This is a genomic window from Natrinema sp. DC36, assembly GCF_020405225.1.
GTDB lineage: Archaea > Halobacteriota > Halobacteria > Halobacteriales > Natrialbaceae > Natrinema.
On sequence record NZ_CP084472.1, the window covers coordinates 876,491 to 892,391 of the forward strand.

The window sequence follows — 15,901 nt, forward strand, 5'->3', positions numbered from 1 at the left end:
GCGGAATAGCGTCAAATTACGTGTTTCTCGGACTCGAACTATCGGCGCTCGAGATCGAACCGAGGTTGATCGGGCTCGAAGTATCGATCGTTCGAGTCACGAAACGGACCGAGCGTCGAGCGTCCCTAGGCGAGCCACTCCTCGGGCTTGGTGTCGTAGTCGACGTCGTCGGCCGCGAGGTGTTCGACCTCGTCCCACGCCACGTCCTCGGTCGTCATCGTCTCGCCGTTGTACCGGATCAGCTTCCCCTGCTCTTCCGGTTCGGGCTCGCGGTTGCGGCGCTTGGCGACCTCGATGTCGTGCTCGTCGACTTCCTTGACGATCGTCAGCAGGTTCACCGGCCGGCCCCATAGCTCGAAGATCCGCTTGAGGGTCTCCTTGGCCTGTCCGATGTCGAGCATGACGCCGTTGTACTGATGGCCGAGCAGGAGTTCGTTCGCGTTGTTGTAGTTGCCGTCGTAGACCGCGATCGTCGGTTTCCCGAAGTTGGTGAACTGCAGGAGGAGCTTCTTCTTGACGTCCTCTGCGGCGTCGCTGGCGACGTGGAACTGCCCGGTCGCCTGCGAGTGCTCGTAGGTGAAGTAGTTGTTCTCGGTGATGAACTCCCGGGTCAGGAACTCGTCGAGGAACGTCACGTCGTTGTGGCTCTCCCGCACGTCGAACAGCCGGTCCCAGCCGGCAGCAAAGTCGACGTCCTCGAGCGCCGCTGCGACCGACGAGTAGCGAGCGTCGTCGAACAGGTAGCGGCCGATCCGCTCGAGTTCGTTCTGATTGACCCGCGCGAGGAAGCCGCGGTTCTGGCGCTTGACCAGGGAGTAGTGCCGACGAGCGACTCCCTCGTAGGTCAGCACCTTCCAGGGGTATTTCGACACGTCGATCTCACCGTCTCGAGCCCGCTTTAGCGCCTCGCGGTCGACCCACTCGTCGGGCACTTCCTCGAGCGAATCGAGCGTCTCCGGAGTGATCGTCTCGATGGCCGCCGGCGGCTCGAGTTCGTCGAGCACCTCGTCGAAGTCGACGACCTCGGTGAGGTTCCGCCAGGAGACGCCCTCGACGCGCAGCAGGGCCTCGAGGACCTCTCGCCGGTTGGTCGTGTTCTCGACGTACTCCCAGAGCTCCATCCCGAGGCTGTAGGGGTTGAGACCGCCGGAGGCCAGCACCTTCGCCATGTGATCCGCGTAGTTGAGGAACTCGTCGTCGCCGGCGAAGGCCTCGTCGGTCATCATCGTCGACTCCCAGTAGGCGGCCCAGCCCTCGTTCATCACCTTCGTCATCTTCTGGGCGGCGAAGTAGTACGCCTCCGCGCGCATCATGTCGAGGATGTCGCGTTGCCACTCCGCCATCTCGACGCCCCGGCCGGCTTCCTCGTCGTACTGCTTGCCGTGCTCGCGGACGAACGCCAGCACGTCCTTCTGTGGTTCCTCGGGGAAGTTCGCCGCGATGTCCTCGCCCTCGAGTTTCTCGACCCACGCCTCGTCGAACACCTCACCTTTGATCTCGTCGGAGAGCTCGAGTTCGTCGAGTTTCTCCGCGAGATCCTCGTCGATCTCCTCGTGAGCCGCCCCGTCGATGTCGAGCCGGCGGCTGAACACCTGGTGCTGGTCGATGTTGTCCTCGAGGCTCAGGCAGTGATCGATCCACTTCTCGACCTCGGCGCGGTCGATATCGGGATCGGACATGTACTCGTCGATGGCCCGCGCGTGGCGCTCGAGCATGGCGGCGGCGTTGACCTGGTCCTCGTCGGCGCGGCCGCGGGTGAACATGCCGAACCAATCGTTGTTCGCGAAGAAGTCCGAGTGGGCCTCGACGTGGGTGATGACCGCCTTCTGGTCGGCGATCGTGTTCGACTCCTGGAGGAACGCGTGGGCCGGATTGTCGTTGTTGACGATCTCGAAGGCCTTCCCGCCGCCGTACTGGCCCTGCTTTTGCTGTTTGTCGTACTGCATGCCCCACCGCCAGTGCGGGTAGCGGCTCTGAAACCCGCCGTACGCGATGAGCTCGTTCATCTCGTCGTAGTCGATGATCCAGTACTTCACCGGGTAGGGCTCCAGGCCGAGCTTTTCCGCGAGGTTCCGGGCTTCTTCGACCGGTTCCTCGAGATCGCTGGCGATCGCCTGTTTGCGGAATCTGTCCGAATTACTCATTGTCATCACTCTCCGTGGAGAGGATCTCGTAGATCGCGTCGGTCACGTCCGCCTCGTCGTTGACGTACGCGACCGCGACGTCCTCGGCGTCGGTGCCGAAGTGCCGCTCAAGTTCCTCCGCGTGGGTGGCGTTGATCGCGTTCCCGCTGGGCTGGGTCTCCACGTAGGCGTGGAGGTTCGCCGGGATCTCCTCCATCAGGGGGATCACGCGCTCGCCGGTGTCGTTCGAGGAGTTCTCCGAGTCGCCCGCCGCGAAGACGTACCGGTTCCAGTCGCTCCAGGGGTACTCCTCGAGTAGCTGGGCGGCGAGTTCGTAGGCGCTCGAAATCTTCGTCCCGCCGCCGCTGCGGATGCCGAAGAACTCGTCGCGCTCGACCGCCCAGGCGTCCGCGTCGTGGGCGATGTAGACGAACTCGGCGTTGTCGTACTTCCCCTGCAGATACCAGTCCAGCGGCGTGAACGTTCGCTCGACGAGTTCGCGCTTCTTCTCGCGCATCGAGCCGGAGACGTCGCGGATGTTGACGACCACGACGTTCTTCTCCTTCTCTTCGATGATCTCGGGGTGGCGGTAGCGCTCGTCCTCGCGACGGAAGGGGACGTGTTTGATCCCCTCGCGGCGGATCTTCTGCTGGACGCTCTCCCGCTCGACCTCGCTCTCGACCTCCTCGATCGAGGCCCATTTGCCGCGTTCCTCGTCGGGGATGTTGCTGTAGGCCTCTTCGACCCACGCCATCGACACCGGGAGGCTCTCGCCGCGAGCCCACTCGAAGACCTCGCGGGGCTCGATCCCCTCGACCTTGCACAGTTCCTTCAGGAACTCCTCGTCGAAGTCCATCGCGAGCTTGCGCTTGAGCCCCTCCTTGAACATCCGCTCGAAGTCGAGCGTGCTGTTGGGGCCGCTTCGCGTGAGATCGGTGAACGGCCCCTCCTTTTCCTCGATTACCTTCTTCCCCTTCGGATCGAGGTCGAGGCCGAGCTCCTCGTCGAGCTCCTCGGCGAACTCCTCGGGGTCCATCTCGTAGTACTCGTGGTCGCCGCCCTCCTCGCCGGGGTCGCCGTCCTCGCCGTCGTCGCCCGGCTGTGGCTGGGGCTGTCCGACCGGCTGGCCGGCGTCGGGCGTGCCGTCCTCGCCCTGGCCAACCCCGCCCTTGTCGCGCTGGTCGTACTCGAACTCCGGCAGCGAGACGATCTTCACCGGGATGTTGATCTCCCCCGGCCCGCTCCGGCCGAGGTCGCCGTACTGGATGAAGTCGGCGAGGTCCTCGCGGCGCTCCTCGCCGACTTCGCGGAATCGCTCGAGGTCGTCTCTCAGTCCCATCTGTAGCTCACCTGTCCCATGACGTGTCTGCTGGTCAGTTCGGCCGACGCCTCGGAGTACCCGAAGAGGTCGACCATCGTTGCGATCGTTCCCTCCTTGACCGCCGCCGTCTGGGTGCCGCTCGGGGGATCGCTCCACTGTCGCGGGTCGAAGTCCTCGAAGGTCCGTTCAACGTCGTCCCAGTCGTGGCTCTCGAGGACGGTCTTGATCACCGGGATCGCCGTGAGGTCGACGTCCTCGACGGAGAAGTCCTCGTCGCGGTGCTCCCAGGCGTGGCGGTTCAGAGAGGTGATGACCTTCTCGCGCCTGAAGTTCCGGACGCTCTCGCGGGGGAGGTTCCCCTCGTATTCGGACTCGGAGAACCGACCGAGGTGCTCGATCTCGAAGAGCTTCATCGTCAGCGGATCGGGCTCGACGCGCTCGCCGCGGTCGTTGTACAGCGGCTCCTCGGTCTCCCAGGCGTAGACGTGTTCGACGTACTCGGCCACGGTCTCCTCGTCGACGCGTTTGTCGTGCATGATGGCCTCGATGACGTCCGACTCCTGCTGGTCGTAGACGTAGTTCTTCACGGGGACGACGCGGTTCTCGAACTCCGAGCGCTCGCCCGTCGAGAAGACCGGCGCGTCGGCCAGCCCCTCGACCATGGCGTTCAACACGTCGCGGGGCATGACGACGTCCTCGACCCGCAGGTCAGGGTGGTGGCGATCGAGATCCGCCTGAAGCAGTTCGGCGAGCGTGTCTCGCGTGTACGTGACCGGAATCCCGTGGTCGCCGTCGTTGCCGTCGTCGTCGAAGTCGAACTCGTCTTTCTCCCGCCGGGTGTCCCCCTCCTGAAGGTAACCCTGATCGTAGATCCGGGCTTTGTCGACCAGATCGAGCCCGTTCGGAAGGTTCTCCTCGTCCAGTCGCGTGACGACGGCGTACAGCGCGGCCGCCTCGACTGCGTGCGGGGCGAACTCCTGCGTCCGCGTGCGGCCGTCCTGACCTTTGACCGTCACCGTCACCGGCGCGCGGATCCGATCCTCGAGTTCGTCGTAGCTCTCGGCCTCCCAGACCGAGGTCTCGTTGGTCAGCTCGCGGCGGATCAGCTCCGTCTCGAGGCTTAGATTCGTTAGATAGCCAAAGCGGTGTTTGTCCAGCCGGCGCTTCAGGGCCTTCAGCGGGTCCATCCCGTTTCGATCCGAGTGCTGGTTGAGCTGGGCCTCGAGGTCGGGGTTCGAGATGATCAGCAGCTGGGAGTCGACGTCCATTCCGATTCCCTTGTCGAGCTTCACCGACTGCTCGTCGGGGACGTTCAGCAGCTTCTGGAGCAGGTCGGCGTGCTGGGCGGCGTCCTCGACGACAGTGAGGACGCCGTTGCCCTGCGAGAGCACCCCGTCGTAGCTAAAGGCCTGCGGGTTCTTCCGGCCCCGCGAGTCGAGTTCCTGGAGCATGCCGTGCATCCACGAGCCGACGAGGCGCTCCTTGGGCGGGCCGTCATCTTCCGAGTGGAGGACGCCGACGCCCTGGCCCACGTCGACGACGTAGTTCTTCACGCGGAGGTGATCCTCGTCCGTGATGGCCGAGAACAGTTCCTCCTCGCCTTCCCGGCGGTAGCGCTCCTCGAGGAAGTCGTAGGCCTCCCGGGAGAACGGGTCGAGTTGCGCGTCGACCTGCACGGGAACGTGATCGTCGAGTTCCGCGTTGAGTCGCTCGAGCAGGTCTTCGCGAACGTCCTCGGGGAACACCGACAGCGGGTGGGCCTGGACGGGACTCTCGTACCAGTTTTGCTCGTCGGCGGCGCTCGCGTCGCCGCCGTAGCTCAGGCCGCGCTCGCCGGCGGCGGCGGTCGAAATGTTCCACTCGACCGTGTAGCGGCGACCGTCGGGCGTCTTCGAGTACTCGCGCAGCCCGTTGACCAGACACCGTTTGAGTTCGGACTTGCCGGTCGCCGTGGGCCCCTCGAACCAGATGATCTTCTCGTCTTTCGCCCGGCCGGCGGCGATCGATCGGAGGTCGTCGACGAACCCGTTGAGCACCTCGGTGTTGCCGAGGATCGCGTGCTCGCCGTCGTTGTGCGGGTCGTCGAAGAAGCGATAGCGCTCCTTTTCCTCGCCCTCCTCGACGACGGTTCGAGTACCGGCGGCCTCGATCGCCTCGAGCAGGTACTTCGAGGCGTGAGAAGCGATCGAGGGGTTCTCGAAGATGCGATCGACGTACGCCGCGAGGTGCATCGGCTCCTCGTAGGTCTCCTCGAGGGCGCGGTCGGCGTCGCTGACGTAGTCGGTTCCTCGTGCCATGTTAGTCTTCCATCTCTGCTTTGGCGACCTCCGCGCCGGCGAACTCGAGTACTTCCTTGGCTCCGCCTTCGGAGTAGCCCTGTTCCATCAGCGCGTCGATCCACGCGGAGCGCTCGTCGTCGTCGAACTCGTTGGCCGACACCAGCGCGGAGAAGTTGATGTTGTGCTTCTTGTCCTCCCAGAGTTTGCGCTCCAGGGCGCGGCGCAGGCGCTCGTTGTCCTGCGGATTGAACGCTTCACCTTCACGCGCACGGCGGGAAACCCAGTTCGAGACCTCCTGTCGGAAGTCCTCCTTCCGATCTTCGGGAATGTCGAGTTTCTCCTCGACGCTGCGCAGGAAGGTTTCGTCGGGCTCTTGCTCGCGGCCCGTGAGTTCGTCCTCGATGGTGTCGTCGTCGATGTAGGCCATCACGTGGTCCATGTACTTCTCGCCCTGGCGCTGGATCTCGTCGAGGTCGTAGGCCAGCGCGTGGCGGACGTCCTCGATGGCCCGCTCCTTGTACTCCTCGCGCACGGTCTCGAGGTAGCGGTAGTACTTCTCGAAGTTGTCCTCCGGAATCGAGCCGTGGTGCTCGAGGTTCTCCTCGAAGAAGTTGAACACCGTCAGCGGCGAGAGGAACCCGCGCTGGCGGTGTTTCGAGTCCATGATCGCCTCGGCGATCTCGTCGCCGATGAATCGGGGCGAGACGCCAACCATGCCCTCACCGATCTCGGCGGTCGCCTCGGCCTCTTCGCGGAGCTTCTTGATGTCGATGTCGTCGCCCTCGTCGATCTCGCCGTTGTAGGCCTTGGCCTTCGAGAGCAGTTCGACGGTTTCGGTGTCGGGCTCCTCGATGCGCGTGAGGACGCCGAAGAGCCCCGCCATCTCGAGGGTGTGTGGCTCGACGTTGATGTCGGGGACGTCGGCGTTGGTAAGCATCTTCTCGTAGATGCTGGCCTCGTCCTCGTAGGATAGGACGTACGGGAAGTCGATCCGCTTGGTCCGGTCGTTGAACGCCTCCATCTTCTCGTCGCCCTTCTTGTCCTTGTACTCGGGCATGTTGGTGCGACCCACGATTACCTGATCGATGTCGATCCGCGGGTTGTTCTTGGGCTTGATCGTCTGCTCCTGGGTCGCGTGGAGGAAGTCGTAGAGGAACTCCCGCTGGAGTTTGAGCAACTCCTCGCCGGAGAAGATGCCGCGGTTGGCGTTACAGAAGGCACCCGAGTAGTCGAACGCGCGCGGATCGCTCTCGCCGTAGATGGCGATCTTCGAGTAGTTGACGTCTCCCGTCAGCTCCGTCTCGTCCTGGTTCTTCTTGTCCTTGGGCTCGAACGTCTCGAGGCCCTGGCGCTTGTTCTCGTCGGCGACGAAGCGGACGATCTCGACGTGATTCTCGAGGACCTGCTGGAGGTCGTCGTCGTAGTACGCCAGCAGCCGGTCCATGTAGAACTCGCTTTCGGGATCCAGCGCCTGCTCGTTCTGAATCGTGTACGGCGCATCGAGGTTCTCGTTGAGGTCGTCGATGACCCGCTGGCGCTGCTCGACGGGGAGCAAGACGAGCGGGTCCTGGTTCATCGGTGACCGGACGGTGTCGTCGGCCGGGTCCTGGTCCTGAATCACGTCACAGAGGTTCGTCCACTTGAAGGTGTACATCCGACCGTCGTCCCTGAGCGTGTAGTCCTCGAAGTATTTGCGGACCTGTTTGTCGAAGTGGGACTTCCCGGAGCCGACCGGACCGAGGAGGAGCTTGATTCGGCGCTCGGGGCCGAGGCGTCGCGCACCCGATTTGACCTTGTTCACGAACTCGTGGATCGACTGGTGGATCACCTTTCCGTAGAAGGTGTTCTCGCCGTCGCCGAGCGGGTCCTCGCTCGCGAGCTGGTACTCGACCACCCCTTCGGTCTCGTCGTAGGTGGTGCCGTAGTAATCGAACATGTCCGCGACGCGCTGGTGGGCGTTGCGGGCGATCTTCGGGTCCTCGTACACCGCCTCGAGGTACCAGTCGAAGGACTTTGTTTCCCGCAGGTCTGCGGGCATCGATTCCTGGTAATCCGTACTGAGCTGCTCGAGTGTCTCGATGTCGCCGGTCATGGTATCATTGCCAGTTTCGGGGTTCCCCCGTCTGCAGTGCAGTCGTCCGTGCGTGTTCGGACGACGTGAGCGGACGTCGTTCGACCGATCGAGCCATCTCGTGGCCGAACAGTCGGAATCCGTCGCGTCGCGTCACCAGACGTGAGCGCGTCGTACTCGTCGGGCTCCTCGAGGAGATTCTCGTGGAGCGCGACTCCGTCGCGGGCGGCTATATTGCGTGTCATGTGTCGTCTCTTCCACTCGATGTCGTGCGGTGACCCCGCTGGCCGCGGACAACGATGCGCCGGGGACGGGCGCGGAGTGGATCGGTCCGCTGAACGGATACCGATAGTATTTAATGAGTGAGTAATCCAGGTACTTAGCCTTAGCCCCAAAAGATATTTGTCAGAAGTTTATTGCAGGCAAATACTGCCAGAAGTCTATAGTGGTGGTCGGTATCACACCACATATTCAGCGATCTATCGGATAAATCACCGGCCTGCAACGTCCACGTCGGCTCGCGCGCGCTCTTCCACGTTCGGTTCGTCACGTCGATCTCGACGGGTTCGACGGACCGCTCTCGACTGGTTCGATCCGTCGCTCTCGACCGGCGAACCGGTGCGGCCGGGCGGTCCATCGACCGACTGATTGCGGTGTCCACGGGGAGGGTTCCCCCACCGATTCGGTGGCTACTATAGGGCCGGCAGTCCTATCGACCCCCATGCCGGATTCGGAGACGGACGGTGGAATCGACCGCTCGCGGCTCCCCGACGACTGGACCGTCTGGAGCCAGGGGGAAGACGGCCGGCTGGTCCTCGCGTACCGACCGGACGTCTTCAACGCCGCGGACTTCCCGGCACCCTGTCTGCCGACGCTGTATCTCACCCACGGCAAGCGGACCCGCCGCCCCGGTGTCAACCCCGCCGATACCGCCGACTCAGCGGACTGGTTCGTCACCCTCTACCTCGAGCCAGATGTCTCGCTGAACGAGACACTTCGGTTCCCGACCCGGGAGGAAGCCCTCGAACGGACCGTTGCACTCGCCCGCCAGTTCGATAACGGCGAGATCGACTACCGATCGCTCTATCAGGTTCCTCGCGAGGAGTACTTCGACCGCCTCGACGACCTCACCGACGGCGAGAGCGCGGAGTGACCGCGCTCGAGTCCGGCCACCTCACCGTGAACCCCGTTCGACCCCTTCGTCGTAACACTCCGGTTGACCGCTGGGATGCGACACTCCGATCGACCGCCGGGACGTGACGCTTAACCGCCAGTGGAAACTACGCGTGGGTATGTCGACCGTTACACTCGTCGGCTCCCGGCTGGCCGAGCCCGGAACCGAGTTCGTCTATCAGGGCGAGGCCGACGGCTGCGCCGGCTGTCCCTATCGCAGTCAGTGTCTCAATCTCCAGCCCGGAACGAAGTATCGCATCACCTCCATCCGCGAGAACGCCCAGACGCTCGAGTGCGCCATGCACGACGGCGGCGTTCGCGCCGTCGAGGTCGAACCCGCGCCAACGCGCGCGAACATCACGTCCAAGGGAGCGTTCGCCGGCAGCAAGACGAGCCTCCCCGGTCCCTGTCCCTACGTCGCCTGTCCGAGCCACGAGTACTGTGAGCCCGACGGCGTCGAATTCGACGAGGAGTATCGCATTCGAGAAATCATCGGCGAGCCGCCACACGATGTCTGTCATCTCGACCGGCCGCTCGAGTTAGTCGAACTCGAGACGGACGACTGATCGACTCGCGTCCGGAGAACGTCTTTTCTGCGGATACTCGTCCGCTTCGGCTCTATTCTCGCCGGGAAACGGTCTCGACTACTGCGCCTCGAGTTCGCCGTCCTCGAGCCACGAGCCGGCCCAGCACTCGATTTCGCCGAACACGGGCTCCAGGGACTCGCCCTTGTCGGTGAGGCTGTAGAAGGTCGCGACGGGGGCGTCCTCCTCGAGGCGTCGTTCGACGAAGCCCATCTCGCCGAGGTCGTCGAGCACGCGCGAGAGGGTCCGCGCGTTCGCGCCGGTCGAGCGCTTGAGTTCGTTGAAGCGCTGTTCGCCGTCTAGGAGTTCGTGGAGCACCGCCAGCCGCCACTGGGAGCCGATCTGCTCGAGGGAGGCGATGACGGGACAGGCGTCGTCGTGTGTCTCGCGGGATTTCGTTTGCGGGGATGACATCGGTGGGATCTGGTCACGGCTACGTCGCGAACCGTTTTAGTAGTTCGGTTCCGAACCGGATAACATCGTGTTAGTAGATTGCGGGCGTTCAGCTCTGACGCCGACCGGAGATCGATCGCCGGAGGGACCGCGATGACGGACGACGGGTCGAGCGCCGGTGATGAAACCGACGCCCTCGAGATCGACGTCGACGAAACCGACGGGTCCCTCTACCGAATCCTCTCGAGTGCGGTCGTCCCGCGCCCCATCGCGTGGGTCAGCACCCGGAGCGAGGACGGCGTCGACAATCTCGCGCCGTACAGCTTCTTCACCGTCGCGTCGGTCGAGCCGCCCGTCCTGCTATTCGCACCGGTCGACGGTGCCGAGGGACTCAAGGACACCCCGCGGAACGCCCGCGACACCGGCGAATTCGTGGTCAACCTCGTGACCGAGGACCTCGCCGCGGCAATGAACGAAACTAGCGCCACGCTGCCAGCCGGCGAGAGCGAGTTCGATCACGCCGCCCTCGAGCGGGCTGACTCGACCGCGGTCGACCCACCGCGAGTCGCCGATGCGAGGGTGGCCTTCGAGTGTACCCTCCACGACCTCGTCGACGTCGGCGGCTCGACGCTCGTCCTCGGCGAGGTTCGCCACGTTCACCTCGAGGAATCCGTGACCACCGACGGGAAGATCGACGTGGGGAAGATCGACGCCGTCGGCCGACTCGCAGGGAGTCACTACGCGCGGACGACCGATCGGTTCTCGCTCGAGCGGCCGCCGTAGCCCGCGGTCGGTGTCGTGAAACCGCCACTTTTCATACAGCACTAACTGTCGCTGCTGGCCGCAATCGCGTGTCCGTCGGGACGAACGATCGGTTCGATACACTCGGGCTCGAGGCCGAAACGGTCGGCGAGTAGCGTGTCGCAAACGGCGCATCCGGTTTGATCGGTGCGAGGTGTGGATGGAGCAGTTAGTTCTGATAGGAATGAATGGGAAGAAGTGTCCTGCTATCGTGGCACACGGAATCGCCACGCCCTCCCCAACCGATTCGCTCGCTCCTATCGTCGCTCGCTCATCCACTGGAAGACGCTCCGCGACTTCCAAGCCGTCACTCGCTCTGCTCGCGACGACCACGCGCAGCATCGTCGGCCGCCCTCACTGTGCTCACGGTTCCCTGCGGTCACCGCTCGCTTTTCGAGGCGCTCACAATGTTCGCGCCTCGCGACGTTCGGTCGGCCGACAGCGCGCGCCACCGCACGCCGGGTGGCCGGTCTGGAGTGAGATGTGGTTTTCCTACTATCGAACGGTCGCCGCTTCGTCCTCGAGCAGCGTTTCGATATTTTCCAGCGCTCGCAGACTGACCGGTGCGGATCCGGCGTGGTGAATCGGGAGTTCGAACGCGATCCGACAGCGGTCGCGACCGAGGTCGTCGACGCGATGTCCGGCGGCCGGAATCCCCGTCACGCGCCAGGTCCACCGTCGTTCCGTGCACTCCGTGATACGGAAGGGGATCCAAGCGCCGGGTATTCTGACCCGCCCGGTCGTCCCGGATCGAACCCGACGATCGGTCGACTCGACGCCGCGGACGATCGGGGACCATTCCGGCCACTGTACCGTGTCGATGAGAATCTCCCAGGCGTCGGCTGCGGGGACGGCCATGACGTTCGAAACCTCGAGGCGACGGCCGTCGGGTGTTCTCGTGGTCCTGACTCGAGTCATGGTCGTTCCTACGCGCTCCCGACCTATGGGGATTACCACGAAATGAGGTCGGACGCGCTCACGACGGACAGATCAGTGCCTTCGGCCTGAAAGTCACTGGCCGCTAGATTTTACTGGGGTGGCTCCCTCAGTCGCGCTATCCAATGGCCATACTCGAAGTGGACGACCTCCGGAAGGAGTACGGCGGCTTCGTCGCCGTGGAGGGCAGCTCCTTCGACATCGAGCGAGGCGAGGTCTTCGGCGTCGTCGGCCCCAACGGCGCGGGAAAGACGACGACGCTGAAGATGCTGGCCGGGCTGATCGAGCCCACCGCCGGCACCGCCGTCGTCGCCGGCCACACCCCCGGCGAGCCCGCGATGCAGCGCCGCCTCGGCTTCCTCCCCGAGGAGTCCCCGCTGTACGAGGAGATGACCGCGATCGACTACCTCGAGTTCTTCGCCGATCTCTACGACGTGCCCCGCGACGCGGCCCGCGAGCGGATCCACGACTCGCTGGACCGCCTCGACCTCGAGCACCGCGACAGGAAGATCGGCAACATGTCGAAGGGGATGCAGCGGAAGGTCGCGATCGCGCGGGCCTTGGTGAACGACCCCGACGTGCTGATCTTCGACGAGCCGGCGTCGGGACTGGATCCGCTGACGACCAACTACATCATCGAGTTCACCGAGGAACTGAGCGACGAAGGGAAGACGATCGTCTTCAGCGCACACAACCTCTTCCACGTCGAGAGCATCTGCGATCGGATCGTCATCATGAACGACGGCCGGATCGTCGCCCGCGGCACGCTCGAGGAGATTCGGGACGCCCACGGCGGCACCGAGTATCACGTCTACGCGACCGGAGACGGCAGCGACGGCCTCGCGGACGCCGGCTCGCCGATCGACGTGACTCACGAGAACGGGCAGGTCCGCCACGTCGTCGGCGATATGACCGCCGTCGACGCCGTCCGAGAGACCGTCGAGGCGGCGGGCGGCCGCGTCACCGATATCCAGACGAAGACCCCGAGCCTGGAGGATATCTTCCTCGAGGTGGCGAGCGAGCCGGTGGAGGCCGAGACGTGAGCGACGGCCGTCTCCGCGGGATCGTCTCGCGCACGGCCCGGATCGCTCGCTGGGAGGTCGCCCGGAGCGCCGGCACCGTCGATCGAAAGACTGCGCTCGTCCTCGTCGTGATGGTGGCCGCGATCGGGACCGCGGGGTTCTCGGTCGCCGACGAGGGACTCGGCCTCGAGCGGGAGATCTACACCGTCGGCGTCGACGAGGACAGCCGGTACTACGACGTCGCCGTCGACAGCGAGCAGTTTCGGCCCGTCCCGCTCGAGGACGTCACGACCGACGGCGACGGAAACGCCGGCACCATCGCCGTTCGCGACGAGGCGTCCGTCGACGTGGTCGTGACTCGAGACGGTCGGATCGGTCACCTCGGCGACAACGGCGCGGCCGCCTACGACGCGTTTCGCGAGTCCGTCGAGGCGTACAACGGGAAACTGATGGACGAGGAAGCCGACCAGGCGGCCGCGTACCCGGTGCTCGTCTCGATCGAGTATCAGCAGCGCGATCTCGGCGGGGCGACCGATTCCGGAGCCGGTGACGGAGATGGAGCCGGCGACGGAACCGATAGCGGGGACGGGACGAACGGCGGAAGCGGGGACGGAACCGGCGGGAACACGGACGGGAGCACCGGAGACGAATCCGGGGCGAACGGAGACGGCGGAAGCGGGACCGACGACGGAGACGGCCGAACGCAGGTCCCGAACGTCGGCGACGGATCGACGTCGACGACGGCACCGGACCGCCCCGGCTCGATTTCGCCGCCGTTCCCGTTCGAATCGCTCGTGCTCGCGTTCCTCTTCGTCGTCCCGATGAACTTCGTCATTCAGGCCTACGGGAGCACGATCATGGACGAGCGGGTCAAACGCCGCGGCGAACTGCTGCTCGTCTCGCCGGCCTCGAGTCACGAGATCGTCGCGGGGAAGACCCTCCCGTACTTGCTCGGACTCGTCGGGGTCGTCGTCGCGATCGCGTGGGTGATCGAGGGCGGGCCGATAGCGATCGCGGCGGCGCTACCGATCGCCCTGCTCTTCCTCGGGGCCACGTTCGTCGGGGCGATGCTCGCCCGCTCGTTCAAGGAACTCACTTTCGTGACGGTCACGATCAGCGTCTTCCTGACGACGTACACGTTCATTCCGGCGGTCTTCGCCGACGTGAACGCCATCGCGTTGATTTCACCGCTGACGCTGGTCGTGATGGATCTCCAGGGCGAGTCGGTCCGACTCGGGGAGTACCTGTTCTCGACCGGTCCCTTCTACCTCGGCGCGGCCGTCTGCTTCCTGCTCGGGATCGGCGTCTACCGCGAGGAGGACATGTTCGCCCAGAAGCCGATCCCGGCCAAAGTCGTTGACGCGATCGCGAACCGCATTCGCGGTCGCCGGAGCGTCTTCGTGCTGCCGATCCTGTTCATTCCGTTCGTGTTCGCGAGTCAGCTCCTCGCGGTCGCCCTGCTGTTCGTCGTCCCCCAGGCGATCGCCGTACCGCTGATCATCCTCATCGCGGCGACGGTCGAGGAGATCGCGAAGAGCGTGCACGTCTACGCCGGCTTCGCCCGATCGCGATTCGAGCCGACACTGGGGACCGCCGCGGTGCTCGGCGCGCTCTCCGGAGCCGGCTTCTTCGTCGGCGAGAAGCTCACCCACGTCGTCCAGTTCGTGGGCCTCCCCGATCTCCCGGTCGGCACCGCCGCGTTCGGTCCGGCCGTCTCGGACGAGCCGCTCGTTCTCGCCGTCGTCTTTCTCGCGCCGCTGGCCCTGCACGTCGTGACGGCCGTCATCCCGGCGCTCGGGGCGAGTCGCAGCCGGCTCGGCTACGTCGGCGGCCTCCTCGCGGCGATCGTCGTTCACGCGGCCTACAATCTGGGGGTGATCACCCTTGTCGCGTGAGCGCGACCGCACCGATGACGGTGAGATCGGCGACAGTGAGATTGGCAGCGGTGAGCGTGACGACGGCGAGATCGGCGACGGAGACGGCGAGAGCGCTCGAATTGCGCGGACCGAGTGGCGGTCCCGCTCGAGCGGAGCCGACGATCCCCGAGACTCGAGCCGACGGGGGCCGAATCCCCCGGTACGAGCGGACGGCGGGACCGACGCGGGCTCGAGTTGGGGTGCGCGCTGGGCTATCGCGCGCCGCGAACTGGCCTCGCTGCGCTCCGAGAAGACGATCCTGCTGGCGCTCGCGATTCAGCTGTTCATCGCGGCCTTCTCCTCGTTTCTGGTCGTCGGCCTCGTCTCGCTGTCAGATCCGGGGGCGGTCGACGGCTATCAGACCGAAATCGCCGTCACGGGCGACGATACCGATACGCTGCTCGCGGTCGCGAACGAACGTGACGGCGTCACCGCTCAACAGTACGACGATCGAGGGGCTGCCTACGACGCCTTCGAGCGCGGCAGCGTCTCCGCCGTCCTGGATGCGAACAGAAACGATGACGGGCAACTCGTCGTCAGAGCGACCGCGCCCGAGTCGGGGCTCCAGACGACCCTGCTCGTCGTCCAGCTTCGGGACACCCTGGAGCACGTCGAGCGCGTCGAGCGCCAGGGACACGTGGAGAGCGGTCGACTGGAGCAGTCACCGGTGCCGGTACCGGACGAGATCGAGGCGAGCCCGTACGTCGGCTTCACCTACACCATCCTGCTGCCGCTGCTGTGTTTCCTGCCGGTGTTCATCAGCGGCTCCATCGTCGTGGACTCGCTGATCGAGGAGCGCCAGCGGGGAACCCTCGAGTTGCTCCGCGTCGCGCCGCTTTCGCTCGCGGACGTGATCGACGCGAAACTGCTGGCGACGGCGGCACTGGCACCGCTACAGGCGATCGCGTGGCTCCTCTTGCTCTCGTTCAACGGGACCGCGATCGCGAGTCCCGTGGCGCTGGTCGTTCTGGTGGCCGCGCTATCGTTGCTGGTCGTCGCCGGCGGGGTCGCGATCGCGCTGTGGGCACCCGACAGGCGACAGGCCCAGTTGCTCTACTCGACGGCCACCGTCGGCGCGCTGGTCCTCGCGACCGTCCTGCCCGAGCACCCCGCGAACACCGTCGCGAAGTTCGCGATCGGGAACCCGACGCCGACGACGTGGGTGCTGCTCGCCGCGTACGGTCTCCTCGCGATCGGCGCGTTCGTCGCCCTCGAGCGCGGTATCGATCGACTCGATCCCGACTCGCTGTAGGGCTCGAGACGGTCCCCGCTCCACGAGACC

The 15,901-nt window shown here is 65.1% G+C and carries 13 protein-coding genes; 6 read left to right on the top strand and 7 right to left on the bottom strand.

The genetic code is table 11. The features are described from left to right. Nucleotides 1-125: 125 nt before the first annotated feature. Genes LDH74_RS04790 through LDH74_RS04810 form a run of 5 tightly spaced genes read right to left on the bottom strand, consistent with a single transcriptional unit; the run spans nt 126 to nt 8,039 of the window. Entirely contained in the window at nt 126-2,144 is a 2,019-nt protein-coding gene (locus LDH74_RS04790; RefSeq protein ID WP_226041391.1) for a SpoVR family protein, read from the bottom strand. Continuing rightward, nucleotides 2,137-3,462, bottom strand: a complete 1,326-nt coding sequence (locus LDH74_RS04795; RefSeq protein WP_226041392.1) for a YeaH/YhbH family protein — start codon at nt 3,460-3,462, stop codon at nt 2,137-2,139. Before LDH74_RS04795 ends, LDH74_RS04790 begins: the two co-directional genes overlap by 8 nt. Then, nucleotides 3,453-5,741: a kinase anchor protein gene (locus LDH74_RS04800; protein WP_226041393.1), complete on the bottom strand. Its 2,289-nt coding sequence runs from the start codon at nt 5,739-5,741 to the stop codon at nt 3,453-3,455. Before LDH74_RS04800 ends, LDH74_RS04795 begins: the two co-directional genes overlap by 10 nt. Before the next feature lies 1 nt (nt 5,742). Beyond that, on the bottom strand, nt 5,743-7,815 hold the full coding sequence (locus tag LDH74_RS04805) for a serine protein kinase PrkA (RefSeq protein ID WP_226041394.1): 2,073 nt from the start codon (nt 7,813-7,815) through the stop codon (nt 5,743-5,745). Then, nucleotides 7,812-8,039 (bottom strand): hypothetical protein, encoded by a 228-nt coding sequence (locus tag LDH74_RS04810; protein ID WP_226041395.1) that lies wholly within the window; start codon nt 8,037-8,039, stop codon nt 7,812-7,814. The genes LDH74_RS04805 and LDH74_RS04810 overlap by 4 nt, the downstream gene beginning before the upstream one ends. Before the next feature lie 476 nt (nt 8,040-8,515). Between LDH74_RS04810 and LDH74_RS04815 the strand changes: the two genes are divergently transcribed. Then, complete coding sequence (locus LDH74_RS04815; RefSeq protein ID WP_226041396.1) at nt 8,516-8,947, top strand: DUF5820 family protein; 432 nt, start codon at nt 8,516-8,518, stop codon at nt 8,945-8,947. Nucleotides 8,948-9,086: 139 nt separating this feature from the next. Then, nucleotides 9,087-9,533, top strand: coding sequence for a UPF0179 family protein (locus LDH74_RS04820; RefSeq protein ID WP_226041397.1), 447 nt, complete (start codon nt 9,087-9,089; stop codon nt 9,531-9,533). A 78-nt stretch (nt 9,534-9,611) separates the two neighbouring features. Here LDH74_RS04820 and LDH74_RS04825 read toward each other — a convergent pair whose 3' ends face one another. Further along, on the bottom strand, nt 9,612-9,965 hold the full coding sequence (locus LDH74_RS04825; protein ID WP_226041398.1) for a helix-turn-helix domain-containing protein: 354 nt from the start codon (nt 9,963-9,965) through the stop codon (nt 9,612-9,614). Between the two features lie 132 nt (nt 9,966-10,097). Here LDH74_RS04825 and LDH74_RS04830 point away from each other — a divergent pair, with 132 nt between their 5' ends. Continuing rightward, nucleotides 10,098-10,727, top strand: a complete 630-nt coding sequence (locus tag LDH74_RS04830; protein WP_226041399.1) for a flavin reductase family protein — start codon at nt 10,098-10,100, stop codon at nt 10,725-10,727. Between the two features lie 513 nt (nt 10,728-11,240). Here the strand turns inward: LDH74_RS04830 and LDH74_RS04835 are convergent. Then, nucleotides 11,241-11,663, bottom strand: a complete 423-nt coding sequence (locus LDH74_RS04835) for an SRPBCC family protein (protein WP_226041400.1) — start codon at nt 11,661-11,663, stop codon at nt 11,241-11,243. 143 nt (nt 11,664-11,806) lie between these two features. On the opposite strand from LDH74_RS04835, the gene LDH74_RS04840 reads away from it, so the two are divergent. From LDH74_RS04840 to LDH74_RS04850, 3 genes are all read left to right on the top strand, one after another. Beyond that, entirely contained in the window at nt 11,807-12,724 is a 918-nt protein-coding gene (locus tag LDH74_RS04840) for an ABC transporter ATP-binding protein (RefSeq protein ID WP_226041401.1), read from the top strand. After that, a complete protein-coding gene (locus LDH74_RS04845) occupies nt 12,721-14,598 on the top strand; it encodes a PrsW family intramembrane metalloprotease (protein WP_226041402.1) in 1,878 nt (625 codons plus the stop codon). The genes LDH74_RS04840 and LDH74_RS04845 overlap by 4 nt, the downstream gene beginning before the upstream one ends. Before the next feature lie 100 nt (nt 14,599-14,698). Continuing rightward, the gene (locus LDH74_RS04850) at nt 14,699-15,871 is read left to right on the top strand and encodes an ABC transporter permease (protein WP_226042502.1); all 1,173 of its coding nucleotides are present in this window, start codon (nt 14,699-14,701) and stop codon (nt 15,869-15,871) included. The last annotated feature ends 30 nt before the right edge of the window (nt 15,872-15,901 follow it).